Annotated in this window: 11 protein-coding genes and 4 pseudogenes; 9 read left to right on the top strand and 6 right to left on the bottom strand. The window is 69.0% G+C overall.

Annotated features, from left to right (window positions below; genetic code table 11):
• Positions 1-757 precede the first annotated feature (757 nt).
• From OG430_RS01635 to OG430_RS01650, 4 genes are all read left to right on the top strand, one after another.
• A complete protein-coding gene (locus OG430_RS01635; protein ID WP_327350538.1) occupies positions 758-3,268 on the top strand; it encodes a hypothetical protein in 2,511 nt (836 codons plus the stop codon).
• Between the two features lie 145 nt (positions 3,269-3,413).
• Positions 3,414-3,560, top strand: coding sequence for a hypothetical protein (locus OG430_RS01640; RefSeq protein WP_327350539.1), 147 nt, complete (start codon positions 3,414-3,416; stop codon positions 3,558-3,560).
• A gap of 170 nt (positions 3,561-3,730) precedes the next feature.
• On the top strand, positions 3,731-4,825 hold the full coding sequence (locus tag OG430_RS01645) for a ThiF family adenylyltransferase (protein WP_327350540.1): 1,095 nt from the start codon (positions 3,731-3,733) through the stop codon (positions 4,823-4,825).
• Positions 4,822-5,421, top strand: a complete 600-nt coding sequence (locus tag OG430_RS01650) for a GNAT family N-acetyltransferase (protein WP_327350541.1) — start codon at positions 4,822-4,824, stop codon at positions 5,419-5,421. The genes OG430_RS01645 and OG430_RS01650 overlap by 4 nt, the downstream gene beginning before the upstream one ends.
• 85 nt (positions 5,422-5,506) lie before the next feature.
• On the opposite strand, the pseudogene OG430_RS01655 reads toward OG430_RS01650, so the two are convergent.
• Positions 5,507-5,746: pseudogene (locus tag OG430_RS01655) on the bottom strand (IS5/IS1182 family transposase); the annotation flags it as partial.
• A 7-nt stretch (positions 5,747-5,753) separates the two neighbouring features.
• Positions 5,754-6,119 carry a winged helix-turn-helix transcriptional regulator gene (locus tag OG430_RS01660; RefSeq protein WP_327350542.1) on the bottom strand — a complete coding sequence of 122 codons (366 nt, stop codon included), beginning with the start codon at positions 6,117-6,119 and terminating at the stop codon, positions 5,754-5,756.
• Positions 6,120-6,186: 67 nt separating this feature from the next.
• On the opposite strand from OG430_RS01660, the gene OG430_RS01665 reads away from it, so the two are divergent.
• The 4 genes and pseudogenes from OG430_RS01665 to OG430_RS01680 form a co-directional block, all read left to right on the top strand.
• The gene (locus OG430_RS01665) at positions 6,187-6,747 is read left to right on the top strand and encodes a carboxymuconolactone decarboxylase family protein (RefSeq protein ID WP_327350543.1); all 561 of its coding nucleotides are present in this window, start codon (positions 6,187-6,189) and stop codon (positions 6,745-6,747) included.
• A gap of 374 nt (positions 6,748-7,121) precedes the next feature.
• The gene (locus OG430_RS01670; protein WP_327359494.1) at positions 7,122-7,775 is read left to right on the top strand and encodes a hypothetical protein; all 654 of its coding nucleotides are present in this window, start codon (positions 7,122-7,124) and stop codon (positions 7,773-7,775) included.
• Positions 7,694-8,939, top strand: a pseudogene (locus OG430_RS01675) (ISKra4 family transposase); the annotation flags it as partial. The gene OG430_RS01670 and the pseudogene OG430_RS01675, both read left to right, overlap by 82 nt.
• A gap of 33 nt (positions 8,940-8,972) precedes the next feature.
• Positions 8,973-9,263: pseudogene (locus OG430_RS01680) on the top strand (short-chain dehydrogenase); the annotation flags it as partial.
• A 70-nt stretch (positions 9,264-9,333) separates the two neighbouring features.
• Here the strand turns inward: OG430_RS01680 and OG430_RS01685 are convergent.
• A complete protein-coding gene (locus OG430_RS01685; protein ID WP_327350544.1) occupies positions 9,334-10,266 on the bottom strand; it encodes a hypothetical protein in 933 nt (310 codons plus the stop codon).
• Positions 10,267-10,334: 68 nt separating this feature from the next.
• Entirely contained in the window at positions 10,335-10,478 is a 144-nt protein-coding gene (locus OG430_RS01690) for a hypothetical protein (protein ID WP_327350545.1), read from the bottom strand.
• Between the two features lie 236 nt (positions 10,479-10,714).
• Here OG430_RS01690 and OG430_RS01695 point away from each other — a divergent pair, with 236 nt between their 5' ends.
• Positions 10,715-10,918, top strand: a complete 204-nt coding sequence (locus OG430_RS01695) for a hypothetical protein (RefSeq protein ID WP_327350546.1) — start codon at positions 10,715-10,717, stop codon at positions 10,916-10,918.
• Between the two features lie 304 nt (positions 10,919-11,222).
• On the opposite strand, the gene OG430_RS49395 is transcribed toward OG430_RS01695, so the two are convergent.
• Positions 11,223-13,643 carry a CHAT domain-containing protein gene (locus OG430_RS49395; RefSeq protein ID WP_442816681.1) on the bottom strand — a complete coding sequence of 807 codons (2,421 nt, stop codon included), beginning with the start codon at positions 13,641-13,643 and terminating at the stop codon, positions 11,223-11,225.
• Positions 13,617-15,599, bottom strand: a pseudogene (locus OG430_RS49400) (sensor histidine kinase); the annotation flags it as partial. The pseudogene OG430_RS49400 and the gene OG430_RS49395, both read right to left, overlap by 27 nt.
• Between the last annotated feature and the right edge of the window lie 278 nt (positions 15,600-15,877).

The following is a 15,877-nucleotide window of genomic DNA, read 5'->3' on the forward strand; positions in this document are numbered from 1 at the left end:
GGTGACGGTGGACTGCCGAGCGTAGAGGGACACCCCGAGCCGAGCGCAGCGCAGAAACGGTTCGCGACCACTACATGCACCCGTTGGGGTGAAGTATCGACGCGAGTACTTGACTAAGGTGCGCAACCCCCAGCAGGAGAAAGCGAGTTGCATTTCGGCGAGCCGGTGCAGGTCGGCAGATTCACTGACCGGCAACAGTCCGGCGGCGTACGTGACGCCTTCCCCCTACGACCACTACGTGTGGTGCCGTGCGGTACACAGCCACGTGACCGGCATCGAGTCATCCGGGCGGCCTCGGGGGCCGGGCCTGGCGGACCTGCTCGATCTTCCGCTGCATGCCCCTCAGATTGTCCTGCGGGGCATGGTTTCCGGGCCGAACTGTGGAGGCAGCCAGGACCGCTGGAAGTGATCCACCAGGTTCGCATCCCTCAATACGAGGTACGGCCCGGAGGCAGACGGGGGACGCTGTCTCCGGGCCATACGAATGAGCGTATTACGCGAAGGCCGAGTGCGTCCGGCGCGTCGGTGTCTTCGTCGCAGCGGTCCGGCCGAGCTCAATGCCGCCCGTTCCTGGTCGGTGGAGTCCTTGGCCCCTGGCGCATTCAAGGCTTCCCCAGATGTGCGGGCTGTGCTTGTCTGCGGGAGGTGGTCACATCGGGGCCTCGCGTGAGTCCGCCTTGCCGCTGAGGTCGTCTCCAGGCCGACAGTCACCCCGCAGGGCGTCACTGGCGCTCCATGCAAGACGAGGGGGCGAGCGATGCCAACCGTTCTCGTGCGTGTCCACTGGACGGATCCCCGTAATAGCGCGCCGGTGCCGCCGCAGATCGCCGGGCTCGGGACAGTGCCGACGACGGCGTTCCCGCCGCCGGGCTGGCCACTCCAGCCGCAGCCGGTACCGCCAGTCGTCTGCTATGCGCAGTTGGCACGGGCGACGCCGTTGGCGCAAGCATCCTGGGACGGCGCCTCGGCCGTGCCCGGTGACACTCCATCCTGGCCCACCGCATCCGGTGCGCCGCCGAGCACCTGGGACCAGGGCTTTGCCGACCAGGCCACCGGTTTCCGGGTCACCGGGCTCCGACTGTGGCTCGGCTCGACGGCACTGAGCATGGGCGTGGACTTCGAGTGCCGGCTATGGGCGCCCGGCACCTACCCCTCCGGTGCGCCCGTCGCGGCGATACAGCTCTCCAACCAGGCATGGAACCCGGTCGGTGTCCCCGTACCGGTCAACGTCGCGGCGGGCGCCGGGATCTGGGTCATCGAGGTACACCGGACACCGAACTCCATCAAATCAGAGCCCTCGCTGGATCCTGGCCAGATCACCGGCGCGACCGGCAACCCCGGGGTGTACCCATGGGTGTCCCCCTACAACGCGGCCGAGGAAGGCATCCTGGGCATCGAGTTCACCGGCGAGGAGACCGGGCCACCGCCCGGCGCGACGGTGACGACCGAGTCTGTCGTCGGTGCCTGCGACGGGGCCGGGCGACGCCCCATCACCTACACCGTTCACGTCGACTACCCCTTCCCCCCACCGCCATCTCTGCGGGTGCGGGCCCACTTCGGGACAGGGACCTCGTGGCTGCCGGCCCTGGCCCCCGTCCAGGTCGGAACCGTGTGGCGGGCATCGTTCAGCCGCACCGACCCGTCCCAGCCCGCGGGCGACATCCTCCAGTCCGTCGCCTTGCAGCAGGCCGACCCGCCGCCTGCCTGGCTCGCCATCGCGGCCGGATGGTACGACTTCGCCCAACCACCGGGCCACGTCAACCTCAACGGCGACCCGGCGGTCGAAGTCGCTCCCTGCCCGCCGCCCGTCTGCTTCGACGTACAGCTCGCTGCGACCGGCACACCCAATCCACAGCGTCCGACCGTATGCATCAACCCAGGCGGTTCGATACAGCTCGGCTTCACCGCCACCGCTTCCGCGAAGGGAGGTCCGCCGCCAGGCCCCAATTACACCGGCTCGTACCAGTGGACGCTGCGCGACCCGCAAGGCCAGCCCGCGACGCCCGCAGTGCCCTCACCGGGCAACCAAGCGACCCTCACCTTTGACCAGCTCGGCGACTGGGAAGTCACCGTCACGCTGCCCGCGACGGACTCCTGTCCGGTCGCGAGCGACACCGTCACGGTGACCGTGGTCGACTGCAAGTGCCCCACGGTGACCTCACTCACCGCCTCCACCGGTCCCTGCGCGTTCAGCTTCGCCGCCACCGTGAGCAATCCCTCCGGCGCCGACTTCGAGACGCGGTGGGCGTTCGGCGACGGCGCCACGACCGGCTGGATTCCCCAACCGGCCAACGGGGCAGGCACAGTTGCCCTGAGCGCGGCGCACACTTACTCGCCGCCGGGTGGCGCGTACACCGTCACGCTCTCGGTGCGTGCCCCGAACTGCCCCGAGCGCAGCCGCACGATAGCCCTCACGGCGGACTGTCCGGCTGACACCACACCACCGCGGGTCACCGGCTGCGCTATCGGCACCGGCGGCGTGGTGGCGGTGAACTTCGACGAACCACTCGACGCGGCCTCGGCCCAGACGACCGCCAACTACACGGTCACGGTGCAGCCCGGCGCACCCGGGGGTGTCAACCCGACCAGTGCCGCACTGGATCCCAACAACACGACAGTGACGCTCGGCGGGCTCCCTGTGCCGGCCACCGGCGCGGTGACGGTCACCGTGACCGTGTCCGGAGTCCGCGACCAGGCAGGAAACCTCATCGACCCGGCCGCCACCAGCACCACCTGCAGCCGGCCCGGTGATGGCGACGGCGGCAATGGCGACGGATTCCCCCTGTGCACCGCGCTGCTCTGGGCGGCCGTCGCTCTGATCATCGCCGGGGCGATCCTCGTACTGCTCGGCTGCGTCCTCACCAAGGCGGCACCGCAGGCCGCGGCCGTACTGACCGTGGTCGGATGGGTGGTGTTCGGCCTCGGCTGGCTGCTGTTCGTCCTGTGGCTGTGGCTCTGTTCGAAAGTCACCCCGTGCGCGGTGATCCTGGCTGTCCGGGAGTTCGTCGGCTGGCTCATCGCGATCTTCGCGTTGATCGCGGCCGTGCTGGCGCTCCTCGGCTGGCTCCTCGATCCGTCCCTGCTGCCCTGCGCCGGCATCGCCACGTTCTATGGCGTCAACTGGGGCGTCATCTACCTGATCCTGAACAAGGTCGCCGAGGCGCGGGGTTGCCTCGTGCCCAACCCGACCAACGCAGCCCTGACCGCTCTCCTCGCCAGAAACGATCAGACCAATACCTCCGCCCGCAAGGGCTGCGGTTGCGGCTGACCCCGTCGGGCCCGGACGTCACACCGGGGTGCAGCCAAGTGAAGGCCGACGCGCACGATGTCTCGCCTTCGCCCGACGTCGACTGTCTGGAATATCGCAGGCGCCCGGATGATGTTCGCTCACAGGCTGCGCCGAAGGGGCGCCTGTGAGCGATGAGCGAGCTGGGGTGTTCCGCCTTCGGGACGGTCTCGCGACCAAGAGGCTGGCCCTATCAGTGGTGCCGGAGCAGCATCTGCAGACTCTCATCGAGGCCAACAGGGAGACGATGCTGGGCATTGAGGTGGGGGCGTGAGGCAAGTTCGGGGGGCGCGTTCGCTGGAAAATCCATTCGGGCACGCCCCCGCGGGCGAGATACCGGAATCGGTGATCGCCGATTGCTAGCTTCTCGCCATGCCCCATTTCATGCCTTCTCATCATGATTCAGCGTCATTTGCGCCTCTCGCCTCCCAGCAGGCCTGTGACGTGTTTCGCCCGATGCTCTTCGACCCGTCAAATCCCACCGACGCCCCGGCCCTGGCCGCGCTGCATGCGTCACCGGCCCTGCGCGAGGTGCATGACCGGATCGAGGACCAGGTCGCTGAACTCGTGCAATGCCTGGCGCCCGGGGAACGTTTCGGTCCGCAGGCCCTGCAGCGCGCCGTCAACGACGTAGTCGCCGGCCGACCGAACACCTATGGCAGATGGGCCTGGTACCCGTGGTCGGGACGCCTGGTCCACGTCCTGCCCGAAGAGTCATTCCGTCTGGTGCGGACCGACCGCAACCGCGACAAGATCACCCGCGAGCAGCAGCACGTACTACTCCGTCGCAGAGTGGGCGTCATCGGACTGTCGGTGGGCAGCAGCGCCGCGCTGACCTGCGCCATGGAAGGCGTCGGCGGAGCCTTCCGGCTGGCGGACTTCGACCGGCTCAGCCTGTCGAACCTGAACCGACTGCGCGCCGGCGTGCACGAGATCGGTCTGGAGAAGAGCGTGCTGTGCGCCCGGCGCATGTACGAGATCGACCCCTACCTGGACATCGAGGTCTTTCGCGACGGCGTCACCGAAGAGAGCCTCGACGACTTCTTCGGCGACGACGATCACAGACTGGACGTACTGATCGAGGAGTGCGACACCCCCTGGGTGAAAGTCGCCGCCCGCGAACACGCCCGCCGCCACCGCGTCCCCGTCCTCATGGACACCAACGACCGCGGTCTGCTCGACATCGAACGCTTCGACCTCGAACCCGACCGCCCGCTCTTCCACGGCCGCACCGGCCACACGAGCGCCACCGACGTACGCGCCCTCGACCAGGCCGGCGCCCTGCGCTTCCTGCTCGACGTCGTCGACGAACAAGGGCTGAGCCCCGCCATGACCGATGCCCTCACCCGCATCGGCCGCAGCCTGTCCAGTTGGCCGCAACTGGCCAGTGGCGTCATGCTCGGCGCCGCCCTGGTCACCGACACCGCCCGCCGCATCCTGCTCGGCGAACCGCTGCCCTCCGGCCGCCACCGCATCGACCTGGCAGACCTCATCCCCACCCCGGCAGCCCTGCCCGCACCCCACGGAGCCCTCCGGTGAACCGCGTGCCCGAACTCCGGGGCAAGCACCTGCGGTTGCGCGAACTGCACGCCGCGGACTACGAACCCTTCCAACGCATCCACACCAATCGCGTCCTCACCCGCTACCTCGGCATCGACCGCATGAACGCGGGCAAAGCCCACGAGACCTTCGCCCAAAGCCTGGCCCAGCCCCACACCCACCCACGCCGCAAATACACCCTCGGCATCTGCTGCCCGGACGACGACACCCTCATCGGCACCATCGGGCTGCTCATCGAGGACTACGGCAGCAACGCCATGCTCACCACCCTGGCACTGCTGCCCGACGCCCCCGTGCACGGTCACGCACACGAAGCCGGGCGCCTGCTGATGGCCTACGCGTTCGGGCACCTCGGCCTGCACCGCATCTGGGCCGGCCACCGCAGCGACCACCACCGCATGCAACACGTAATGCAGGCGGCCGGGCTCCGCCCCGAAGCCACCCTCCGCCAGCTCTTCCACACCAAAGGCCACTGGCACGACGTCATCACCTACTCAGCCCTCGCCCCTGAATGGAAAGGCCAAGCCACCCCCGCCGAGCGCGCCATTCTCGTCCTTCACCACACGCCGGCGTGAGGTGGGAAGACACTGACCTTGACGGCATTCCCATCGAGGACGTCGCCGAGGTCTAATGCTCCGCCTGTGTTACGGCTGGCACCTCGGCAGCCGACTTGGAGATACCGAAGAGCGGGGCGAGCCGGCCCAGTGTCAAGTTCGTGCACCGGTACGCCGCGGCCAGCAGCGTCTGGTCCCCCAGCGGCAGGCTCCACGGCCGTCCGCCCCGCGTCTCGCCCACGGTCCCCCGGCGCATCACGGTCACCAATTTGCCGAAGCAGCTCGGGCTCAGCCCCCTCAACGGAGCTATCCAGGACGGCACCGACGCCGCGATCACACGGGCCACGCTGTGATCAGTTCAAGCCCTCGGACCCTCCGGTGGCCACGTTGCCCGTTTCCTTGGCCCATCGTCGACTCCAGGCGTCCAGTGTACTCAGCGCCTCGACGAGGTCCTGGCCGAGCTGGGTGAGGTGGTAGCCGTCTGCCTGCAGGGTGAGCAGGCAGGCGCCGGTCAGCTCGTCGAGCCTGGTGGCAAGCACGCTGGAGGACATGCGCTCGCATCGGCGCTGCAATTCCCGGAAGCCTGCCGGGGCTTGGCTCAGTTCCCACAGAATGCGCATCGTCCAGCGTCGTCCGAGCAGGTCGAGTGCCGCCATGACTGGTCGACCCGACTCGGACCCTCGTACCGGCACACCCGGCCGTGGCGCTCTGGCTTCCATACCCACTCCTTGCGCTTCGGTTCTCGAAGCATCATAGTGATTCGAAAATCGAAGCAGGAGGTGCCGTATGTCGCGCATCGAACCGCTCATCCCGCCATACCCCGCCCCCGTCGAACAAGCGCTCCGCCGGTGGATGCCTCCCAACGTGCCGCACGAACCACTCGCACTGTTCCGAGTACTCCACCGCAACCCGGAACTGGCCTCTCGCATGTTCTCCCTGGGGGCCGGGCTACTGGGCCACGGGCTCCTCCCGGCCATCGACCGCGAGATCGTCATCGCCCGCGTGACCGCGCGCGCCGGCTGTGCCTACGAATGGGGCGTGCACGCCGCGACCCTCGCACAGCAGGCCGGTCTCAGCCCGGAACAGCTCCGCGCGACCACCGAAACCGAGACGCCAGCCAGTGCCACATGGTCGCCACGCCACGCGGCACTGCTCGACGCAGTCGACGAACTGCACGACACGGCCCAGCTCTCACACTCCGCCTGGGACGCCCTGCGCGTTCACTACGAGGACGCCCAGCTACTCGAACTCCTCGTACTGATCGGCTGGTACCGAACCATCAGCTATCTGGCCAACGGGCTCCTCCTGGAAGAGGAAACCTGGGCCGCTCGATTCCCGGCGAGGTAACTACACCCCGCACATGCCACACGACGGAAGTCCGTGTGGGTCACACCCCCCTCGAGTCTGTGTGCCGGTCCGCATGGCCGCCGCGCGCAGGGTCGCCAGCGCGTCAATGTACTGACCGTGGACCCGCCGCCAGTCGATCGACCCCGGATCGATGTCATCGGGTGCACGCGGATTGTCCACGCCAACTTCTGCGCTGGCCGGCAACTTTCGCATCGCCCGAAGACGCACATACGCATCATCTGCCACATGGGCCAAAGCTGTTGGGTGTAGCTCTCTTCCGGGGACGGCCCCGACGGTTTGAGCTGGGAGATCGCGGTTGTGGGTGATGGCGGCGTGGTCGGGTCTCTACCGTGTGGGTGGAGGAGGCGACGCTGATGGGATCGTTGATCGGGGAGCTGGAGGCGCGGGAGGCGGCGGCCCGGGCCCGGGTGGAGACGCTCGAAGCGGAGCTCGCCCAGCTGACGGCCCGTCTGGAGGACGAGCGGGAGGCATGGTCGCGGCTGCGGATCACCCGGGAGACGGCGGCCGAGGTGATCATGGATCTGGACGGGTCCGGAGCGACCGCACCTGCGGCCGGCGGCGCGGAGCCGGAGAACCGGGTGCAACCCGGGGTGCGGGTGGTCGGGGCGATCACAGTGCCGCACTGGCGCCAGGGGCTGTCGGCTGCGGTGCTGCCGGATGTCTACCCGGACATCATCGAAGTCCTCACCGACGCCGCGAAGCCGATGCAGGCCAAGCAGATCGTGCCGCGGATCGGGCTGCCCGCGGTGACCGGAAAGATCGAGGGGACGCGGGGGAAGCTGAAACGGCTGGTGGAGCGGGGCTGGCTGACCGAGGACGAGCCCGGACGGTTCACGGTGGCCCGCCCCGGCGATGGTGTGGAACCGGTGAACTCCCACGGGAGCAGGCCGAGTGCGAGCCGGGGGAACGCGCCGGCCGCCCGGCGGTCCGGGGTGCGGACGGACAGGTTCGCCCGCATCGCGAGGTGGGCGGTTGCAGACGTCTGGCCTGCGTGTTCGGCACCGTGACGCGGACCGCGTGGCGGGGCAGGCCGATGACCAGCGTCCGCCCCCTGGATACGGACCTGTCGCTACCCGCCGGGCTGCACTCGCACGGCCTGCGCCGCCGCGCGGTTGCCGAGGCGGCGCGCGGTTCCTACGACCAGGCCAAGGAGGCGATCGAGCTGCGGTGCGGGAAGGTCCTGGGCAAACGTCAGGCCGAACATCTGGTCGCCTGCGGGGCCGTTGACATCGACGGCTTCTACGCCCGTCGCGTCCCGGCGCCGTCGACCGCTCCCACGACGCTGGTGATCCAGACCGACGGCAAGGGCATCGCGATGCGGCCGTCCGGTCTGCGGCCGGCCACGCTCAAGGCGCACCTGAAGACCCCGCGGGCGATGCGCACCCGCCTGGCGCCGGGCGAGAAGCCGCACCGCAAACGGATGGCCACGCTGGCCTGCGTGTTCGACGCCGACCCCCCGGCGCCCGCACGACATCATCGCCCCGCCGGAGGGCCGCAGCGGCCTCCGGCCTCCGCGCCCGGGACCGAAGGCGCGGGCGAAGTGGTTGACCGGCTCGGTCATCCACCCGCCCGAGCACACCATCGCCGCGGCCTTCGATCAGGCCGAGGCCCGCGACCGCGACCACGTGCGGACCTGGGTCGTCCTGGTCGACGGCGCCCGCCACCAACTCGACCTGATCCGCGCCGAAGCCGACCGGCGCGGGATCACCGTGCAGGTCCTGCTCGACATCGTGCACGTCAGCGAGTACGTCTGGGCTGCCGCGCACAGCTTCCACCGGCCCGGCACCCCGGCAGCCGAAGCCTGGGTGCCGGGCATCTGACCACGATCCTCCACGGCCGGGCCGGCCTGCGCGGAGCGAAACGCGAAGCCGCAGACACCTGCGTCCGCCACCTGACCGGCCACCTTGACCAACTCTGCTACGACACCACGTTGGCCGAGGGCTGGCCGATCGCCACCGGCCCGATCGAGGGCGCATGCAGGCATCTCATCGGCGACCGTCTGGAGATCACCGGGGCAAGGTGGGGGGCTGAGCGGCGCCGAGGCCGTCCTCGAACTCCGGGCGGTGAAGGACAACGGTGACCTCGACGCCCACTTCGCCTTCCATCTCGCCCGCGCGCACGAACGGCTCTGTTCCACCTCTGACCAGCACGACTACGACCTCACGGTCTGAACCGCAGGCGTCCCCCGGGGAGTGCTACACCCTTCGGAGATGATGCTCGACAACTTCGGCGTCACCGAGGACAACTGGCGCGACGCGCCGGCCGACGTCCCGCACTTCTGCATCTCGGAGAGCCCGGCATACGTCGGACGCGCGGTCGCGGCGCCGGCCGGCGACAGCGACATCGCACGCCGCAACGGCCAGTCGCGGTCCAGCGGCCAACTCGCCCAGGAGTACGGCTTCACCGGCCTGGACGGCTCACGCCCCGACTGCCGGCGCTACCTGGTCGAGGTCGACGACGCCGGCAAGCCGGCGGACGCAACCGGATACCGGTGAGGGGCATCGCCCGCGGGGCTCTTCCGGCGTCCGTCCGACTCGCCCGCCGCCCCTCATGCGCAGTCGTACGTCAGCCCGCCCGCTCATAGGTAAGGACGGTCTTCGGGTGTTCGCCGATCGTGCGTAGGCGCAGCGGGCCGTCCGAGGACTTCACGTCGAAGAAGTACTCGAGCTCCTCCGGCGGGCAGTTGACGGTCCTGGTGCCCTGATCGAGCTTGGGGTTGCGAATGGTCAGGTTGTGCTGGTCGGTGCCGGTGACAATGGCGCTGCCCTTGCATCGCGGGCCGGTGAGGGACTCGATGACCACACGTGCCCATCTGCCCGGCTCGACCTGGTGGATGGTCAGCTGCTGGCTGCCGTCCGTGGCTCGCCACCGGCCCACGAACCAGGGGTGGATGGGCTTGTGCTTCGTGACCACCTTGGCGAATCCGGAGCCTTTGCGCCAGGTCAGCGTGGTGGTCATCAGCATGCTGCGATGGACGAAGTCCACTCGGGCGCCACCGTCGCGGATGCGGGTCTTCGGCCAGACCATGTTGTTTTTGGTCGGGTCGGTGGTCCAGGAGGAGAGGTCCCCGGTGGCGACGGCCGCGATCACTTCCTGCGGTTCCTCGCCGTCCCTGCAGTACACGCCGAAGCCGGCCGCGAGCCACACGGTGTCCCGGTACGCCTTTGCCCTGATGCCGCCGCACGGTTTGGTGCCGGTCTCATAGACCGTCTTCCGGGCGGACCAGGCGTCGTCAGAGGCATCGCGATGCTGTGCCTCCAGGCCGCGGCGAGTGAAGCGGAGGGACACCTGCCGGCCGTCGGACAGTTCGAGGACGGTGTGGTCGTCGTCGCCCTCGACGACCCGCGAATCAGGCTTGTCCTCGGGTTCGCGCTGGGACTTCGTGTGCTTCGCGCTGCTGCCGGACGGTCCCTTGCCCGATTGCTCGCCGCAGCCACCGACGGCTGCGCCGAACATCAGCACCGCTACCGCCCACGCCGCTGTGCTCTTCGTTCTCATGCCGTGTCAGCTCCCCTGTACGCCGCGCCGCGATGCCCGGGCCGGTGGGTGGCACGAACTCGGCGATGCTAGCCGGTGGGCGAACCGCCCCGCTCGGCCCCCCGGCACTGTGCGGCCCCCGCGGTTCCGTCACGCATCGAGGACGGCGACGACCGCACCCGGGCCCGGGCCGTCGCCTCCCGCGCCTCCAACTCCCCGATCAACGACCCCATCAGCATCGCCTCCTCCACCCACACGGTAGAGACCCAACCACACCGCCATCACCCACAACCACGATCTCCCAGCTCGAACCATCGGGGCCGTCCCCGGAAGAGAGCCACACCCAAAGCTGTTGAGGCGACTAGCGCCTTACATGCGCCAGGCAAGGTCGGCGCATGCCGTACCGGCGAAGGTCCGGCTCAATCTCAGGCCGATCCCCGAGTCAGACTCCCCGCGGGCAGGAACGGGAGTGCTCCCAAAAGCGGCGCACCTGCGCGCTCTCTTCATCGTCGCCCTCGGGCGCACCGCATGTGCACTGTCCGGCACGTGGGTCGATGAGGTTGGCGGCGTCGCGATGTCCGGCTTCGCGGAGCTGGACGGCGAGTTGGTGGGCGTAGTCCGCAGCGAGGCGCGCCGCGTCTGCCACGCTGCGGCCTGTGCCGTCACGGCGTAGCTCCTGGATCAACTTGCTGCGCGCCATCATTCGCCCTGCTCCTCGCGTTCGGCGTGGCTGCGCCGTTGATGCGGATGGGATGCCGCGTGCCTTCGGGTGGTTGACGCTCGCCCACCTACGGCAGTATGCATGGCGCTCTAAACCAGGCCAAGCTGGCTCTGGCCTGGGCAATTATGTTTCCTGCCGTGCAGGAATCGCCGTGGGCCACACCCGCTTCCGTTGCTCGCATCGACCGCGGCAAAGCAACCCCGCTCATGGACAGCTCCGCCCAGGCAGAGCTAGCCGCCCTCGCCGACAGGAATCCTCATGCCGGATCGTGATGTCCTGGTCTTGATGCCCTGGCGGCGGGGCTGCCATAGACGGCATACGCGAGCCAGGTGGGATCGCCGCGCTGGTTCTGGACTGCCTGTCGGGCAGCGAGTGATGCTCGGCCCAGGGACTCCCCTGCGTCCAGGAACTGGTCGTAGAAGGTCTCCGCGAACAGCAGTGCCGAGTCGGAACGCACCGACCACAGCGTGCCGATGAACGCCCCGGCCCCGGCCTCCAGGAACTTCTGCGGCCAGCCGAGTGCCTCGCTCCACCATTCGATCTCCCCAGCGCTTCGGCATGCGTTGAGGAACACCAACGGGCGGTGCGCCCGCAGGCTCCCGATCTGCGCGGCAGACGACAGATCGATGGGGTCGAAAGGGCCGTCTCCCATGGTCACCCGTGATCCGGAACGGGAGAAGGTGTTGTGGCAGGCGAAGTGCAGCAGACCCACGTCTCCCCCACGGATCAGAGCGGTCAGCACTTCGCGTTCGGTGATCACCTCGGCCTGCGCCGCTTTGGGACCGAGCAACGTACGCAGGGAGGCGATCTCCTGTTGCGCTTCGGGCGGTGACCCGGGGGGCACCACGAAGGTCGCGCCAGGGAAGGCAATGCGGTGTACGCGATCCTGGTTGAAGACCCGCCGAACAACGGGCAGTTGCTCGGCGAGGAAGCCACGGTCGCGCTGCGAATCAAGCGGGTAGAGCAGTTCCCACGGCACCACGTTCTGCTCACCGAGCACCGTGAACGAGGTGATGTGGTCGCTCTGTTCCCAGAACTGCTGCTGTATCGCCTCCGGCACGGCCGATCGCCACAGCTCCACACCTTGGTTCTTCAGGCGCTCGTATATCCGATGGTTGCGCGCGGCCGCGCCGGCGCCTCCGGGCCCCGCCATCCGGGCGAGCTCGCGCACCTCATCGGCGATCTGGTCGGCCACCTTGCGCGGATCACCGCCGTGGAAGCGGAACTTCTCGGGTGCGTAGCAGGTCTCGCTCATCAGCTGGAAGCTGTACGAATCGTCGGCGTTGCGATGGACTTGAAGAGTGACCTCACCCGGCTCGAAGGCGATGCTCGGCAGCGATCCGAGGTGCTTGCGCCCATCCCGGGTTACCCCGCCTGTTGTCACTGAAATCTGGCAGCGCACCTCGCCCAGGTACGTGCCCTCGCGAAACGCGCGCACCGTCACCTGGTGCAGACCCGGGATCAGCGTGCGCAGAGCGAAGTGCAGTACCTCAGAGTCGTCCCCCGGGTACACGGTGAGTTGCTGCTGGAGATCACCCAGCGCGTGCAGGCCTGGCGCCTGGACGGTGATCGTCAGCTGCGCGCCCTCCTTGGGCACCGCAAACGGCTTCATGAGGGTGCTGACCCGACCAGCCTCGCGGGTGATCTGCACGTGAAGCGGGATCTCACGGTCCACAGCCGCCTGCTCTGCCAACTCGACAGCAAGGTGCAGAGGAGAGCTCCCTTCGTAGGCAGACTGGGCATGGCTGGCGACGGGAGGGGTCGGCGGTGCAGGCGGACCGACGGAGGACAGCGGTGACTCCCTCACCCAAGCCCTCGGTTGTCGGCTTTCGTGGGCAGGGTCTCCGCCACTACTGGCAGATGGAGGGGGCTCTGACCCTCTGTTCGCGGACCGCTCATCGGCAGCCGATCCGGTGCTGACGGCCACGGGTTCCTGCTGGTTGGCCGCTGCCTGCCCGCCACCGGCCTGGCGCCCCTGCGCGATACCCCGACGGAGATTGGCCAGCCGCCCGCGTACCTCTTCGGGCGCACGTGACACCCCCGGACCGCCCTGGCGCTCGGGACCCTGGGCCTCACCAGCGACGAGGTTGGCTCTGGGCACCCTGCGCGGCAGGCCGGAGGTGGTGACGCCACCCGCCGACGGCTGGCGGACACGCTCCGCTTGGCGGGTGAGCTCATCGTTGGGTGAGGTGCGCCACTCGGCCGCGGCCTGGCCGGTGGCCGAACCCTCGGGCACGGCCGGAGCCTGGGGCGACTGCTGCTGCGGGGGCGGGGCCGTGCCACTGCCCAGCTCGCGTCTGTGGAACCATTCGGATTCCACCGCGTCGTACAGCGGCGTACCTCCGTCGTCGGCCCTCGGCGCCTCGGGCTCCTGGTGGGAAGCGCCTTGAGTGACGCGCGGCGCCGACGACTGTACGTTCTCGTCGCTCCGAATGGGCATGTGGGGCTGCGGGTTGCCGCCCGGCAGTTCGGTCCGCGAACCACGACGTGGGGGCAAGGGCGGCTTGCGATGCCGCCCCTTCTCGACATGAGTGGACGTGGACCTCGCCGGACCTTCACCGTCGTCACCACGACGTGCGGCGTCACCGGGGCCGGCCGGACCGCCCAGAGGCACACCGTCCTGCCTGGGTTTGGTTCGGGATTGCTCGATGCCCTGGGCGACATCGACGGGAAGCATGACCAGCGCCGTCGTACCGCCGGAGTCCGAGGGACGCAGCTGGATGCGGATGCCGTGGCGCTGCGAGAGGCGGCCGACCACGAACAGACCCATGCGGCGCGAAACCGAGACGTCCACGGTGGGCGGCGAGGCCAGCCGCTCGTTGATCGCCGCGAGGTCCTCGGGCGAGAGGCCGATGCCGGTGTCGTGGATCTCGATCAGTACGCGGCCGTCGGGCAGCGCGTGACCGGTGACCTTGACCTTGGTCTGCGGCGAGGAGAACGAGGTGGCGTTCTCGAGCAGCTCGGCGAGCAGGTGCACGAGGTCGTTGACGACGCGCCCCGCGACCTCGGTCGTCGGCACCGCGGCGAGCTCGATGCGCTCGTACCGCTCCACCTCGGAGGCCGCGGCGCGGAGCACGTCGACCAGCGGGACCGGCTGGGTCCAGCGGCGGCCGGGCTCTTCACCGGCGAGGACCAGGAGGTTCTCGCCGTTACGGCGCATACGCGTCGCGAGGTGGTCGAGCTCGAACAGCGCGGAGAGCTGGTCCGGGTCGGCCTCGCGGGACTCCAGCTCGGAGATGAGCGAGAGCTGGCGCTGGATGAGGCCCTGCGAGCGGCGCGAGAGGTTGGTGAACATCGCGTTGACGTTGCCTCGCAGAAGCGCCTGCTCCGCGGCGAGGCGGATCGCCTCCCGGTGGACCTGGTCAAAGGCGCGGGCAACAGCGCCGACCTCGCCCTTGGAGGTGATCGCAATCGGCCTGAAACTGACATCGACGTTCTGCGGGTCCGGCTCGGAGAGCTGTTCCACCAGCATCGGCAGCCGGTGCTCAGCAATTTCGAAGGCCGCTGAGCGCAGTGCCCGCATCAAGCGCCGTTGGCGGGCCAGCCTGCCGACCAGGATGAGCACGGCGAGCACCGCGATCACGACGGCGGCACCACTGACGAAGGCGTCGCGCCGGCCGTCGTCGGCGATGGCGGATTCCTCGTTCACCGCCGAGGCGGCCAGGTCGGGCTGCATCCGGCGGTCGGCGTGGGAATTGGTCAGCGGCGCCACGCAGCCCGGACCTTTGCTCCCGGCCGCCTTGGCCATCGCTGCGGTGTCCGCGTGGATCTGTTTCTCGGATCCTTCAAGCCGCTTCGCATCAGCCTCTGTGCCACCGCTGAGGCACACCTCAAGAGCGATGCCCTCCAGGCGCGCGAACGAGGAACGGGCCTCGCGCAGGCCGGCAACGCTGCCGGCGTCCAGGCCCGGCGCGATAAGCAGGTGCATGCCAACTGGGCGTTCCAGTGACAAGGCCGCCCGGGTGCGCGAGATCGCATGGCGGGTGCGGCCGTAACTGCTGATGTCCCCGTCGCTCAAGCCGAGTTCGCGGGCGAACTCCATCAAGGGATGGGCGATCTCGGCGTAGCCGCGCTCAGCATTCGCACCGGGGAGCTCAGTGGTGTGCGCGTCCGCGCGCAGCGCCTTGAGGTTGGGCTCCCGAGAGCGGAACAACTTGAGCCGGCGCTCCGCACCGGGCGTCCGCGCCGCACTCTGCACCACCTCGCCGAAGGCGTCACCCACCCCGTCCATGGTCTTGCGGGCTGTGCTGACAGCGGCCCTGTCTTCCTTCGTGGTGCTGCCCTTGAGGAGGGGAGCCGCCGTGATGTCACGCTCGTTGTGCAGGGCGCGGGTGTAGGCCGGGGAGGCACGCACCAGGCGAGCGGAGCTCACCGCTCTCTCGGCCTCCCGCCAGGTGTTGACCGAGCTCGTCAATGGGAGCCCACCCACGACGAGGCCGACGATCACGGGACATAGCAGGATCGCGTTCAACCGGATCGGCACCCGCCAGTTGCGGGAGGATGAGCGGACGCCTCTGACGGCGGGACGAGTTGGTGGCTCCGGACGGGGCACCGACGCTGGTGCCTCCCTGCCCGCCGGCGGGGCCAAGTCGCCCCGGGCCGACGGCGCGGGACGGTTCGTGCTTCGCCTCACGCTGCCAACACCCTCTCGGCATGCGGAATACCGTCCGGCTGCGATATTCCGTCGTTCACCTCGGGTACCTGTGCCACTCCCGCGCCGCCCCGTCCCAGATGTCGCCCTTGGCCCGTGCTGGAAGCCCCGGCGACACGGGTCCGCCATGTTCCCGGTCTACGCACAGTAGCCCGGTGAGTCCAGCGGGCCATCGCACTTGCCTCAGACCTCCGCAGATTCTTGTCCGACCTGCCACGAGAATCCAGGGGGCGTTGGTCGCGACGAACAACGTGCGTGTC

The organism is Streptomyces sp. NBC_01304 (assembly GCF_035975855.1).
In the GTDB taxonomy this organism is placed as follows: Bacteria; Actinomycetota; Actinomycetes; order Streptomycetales; family Streptomycetaceae; genus Streptomyces.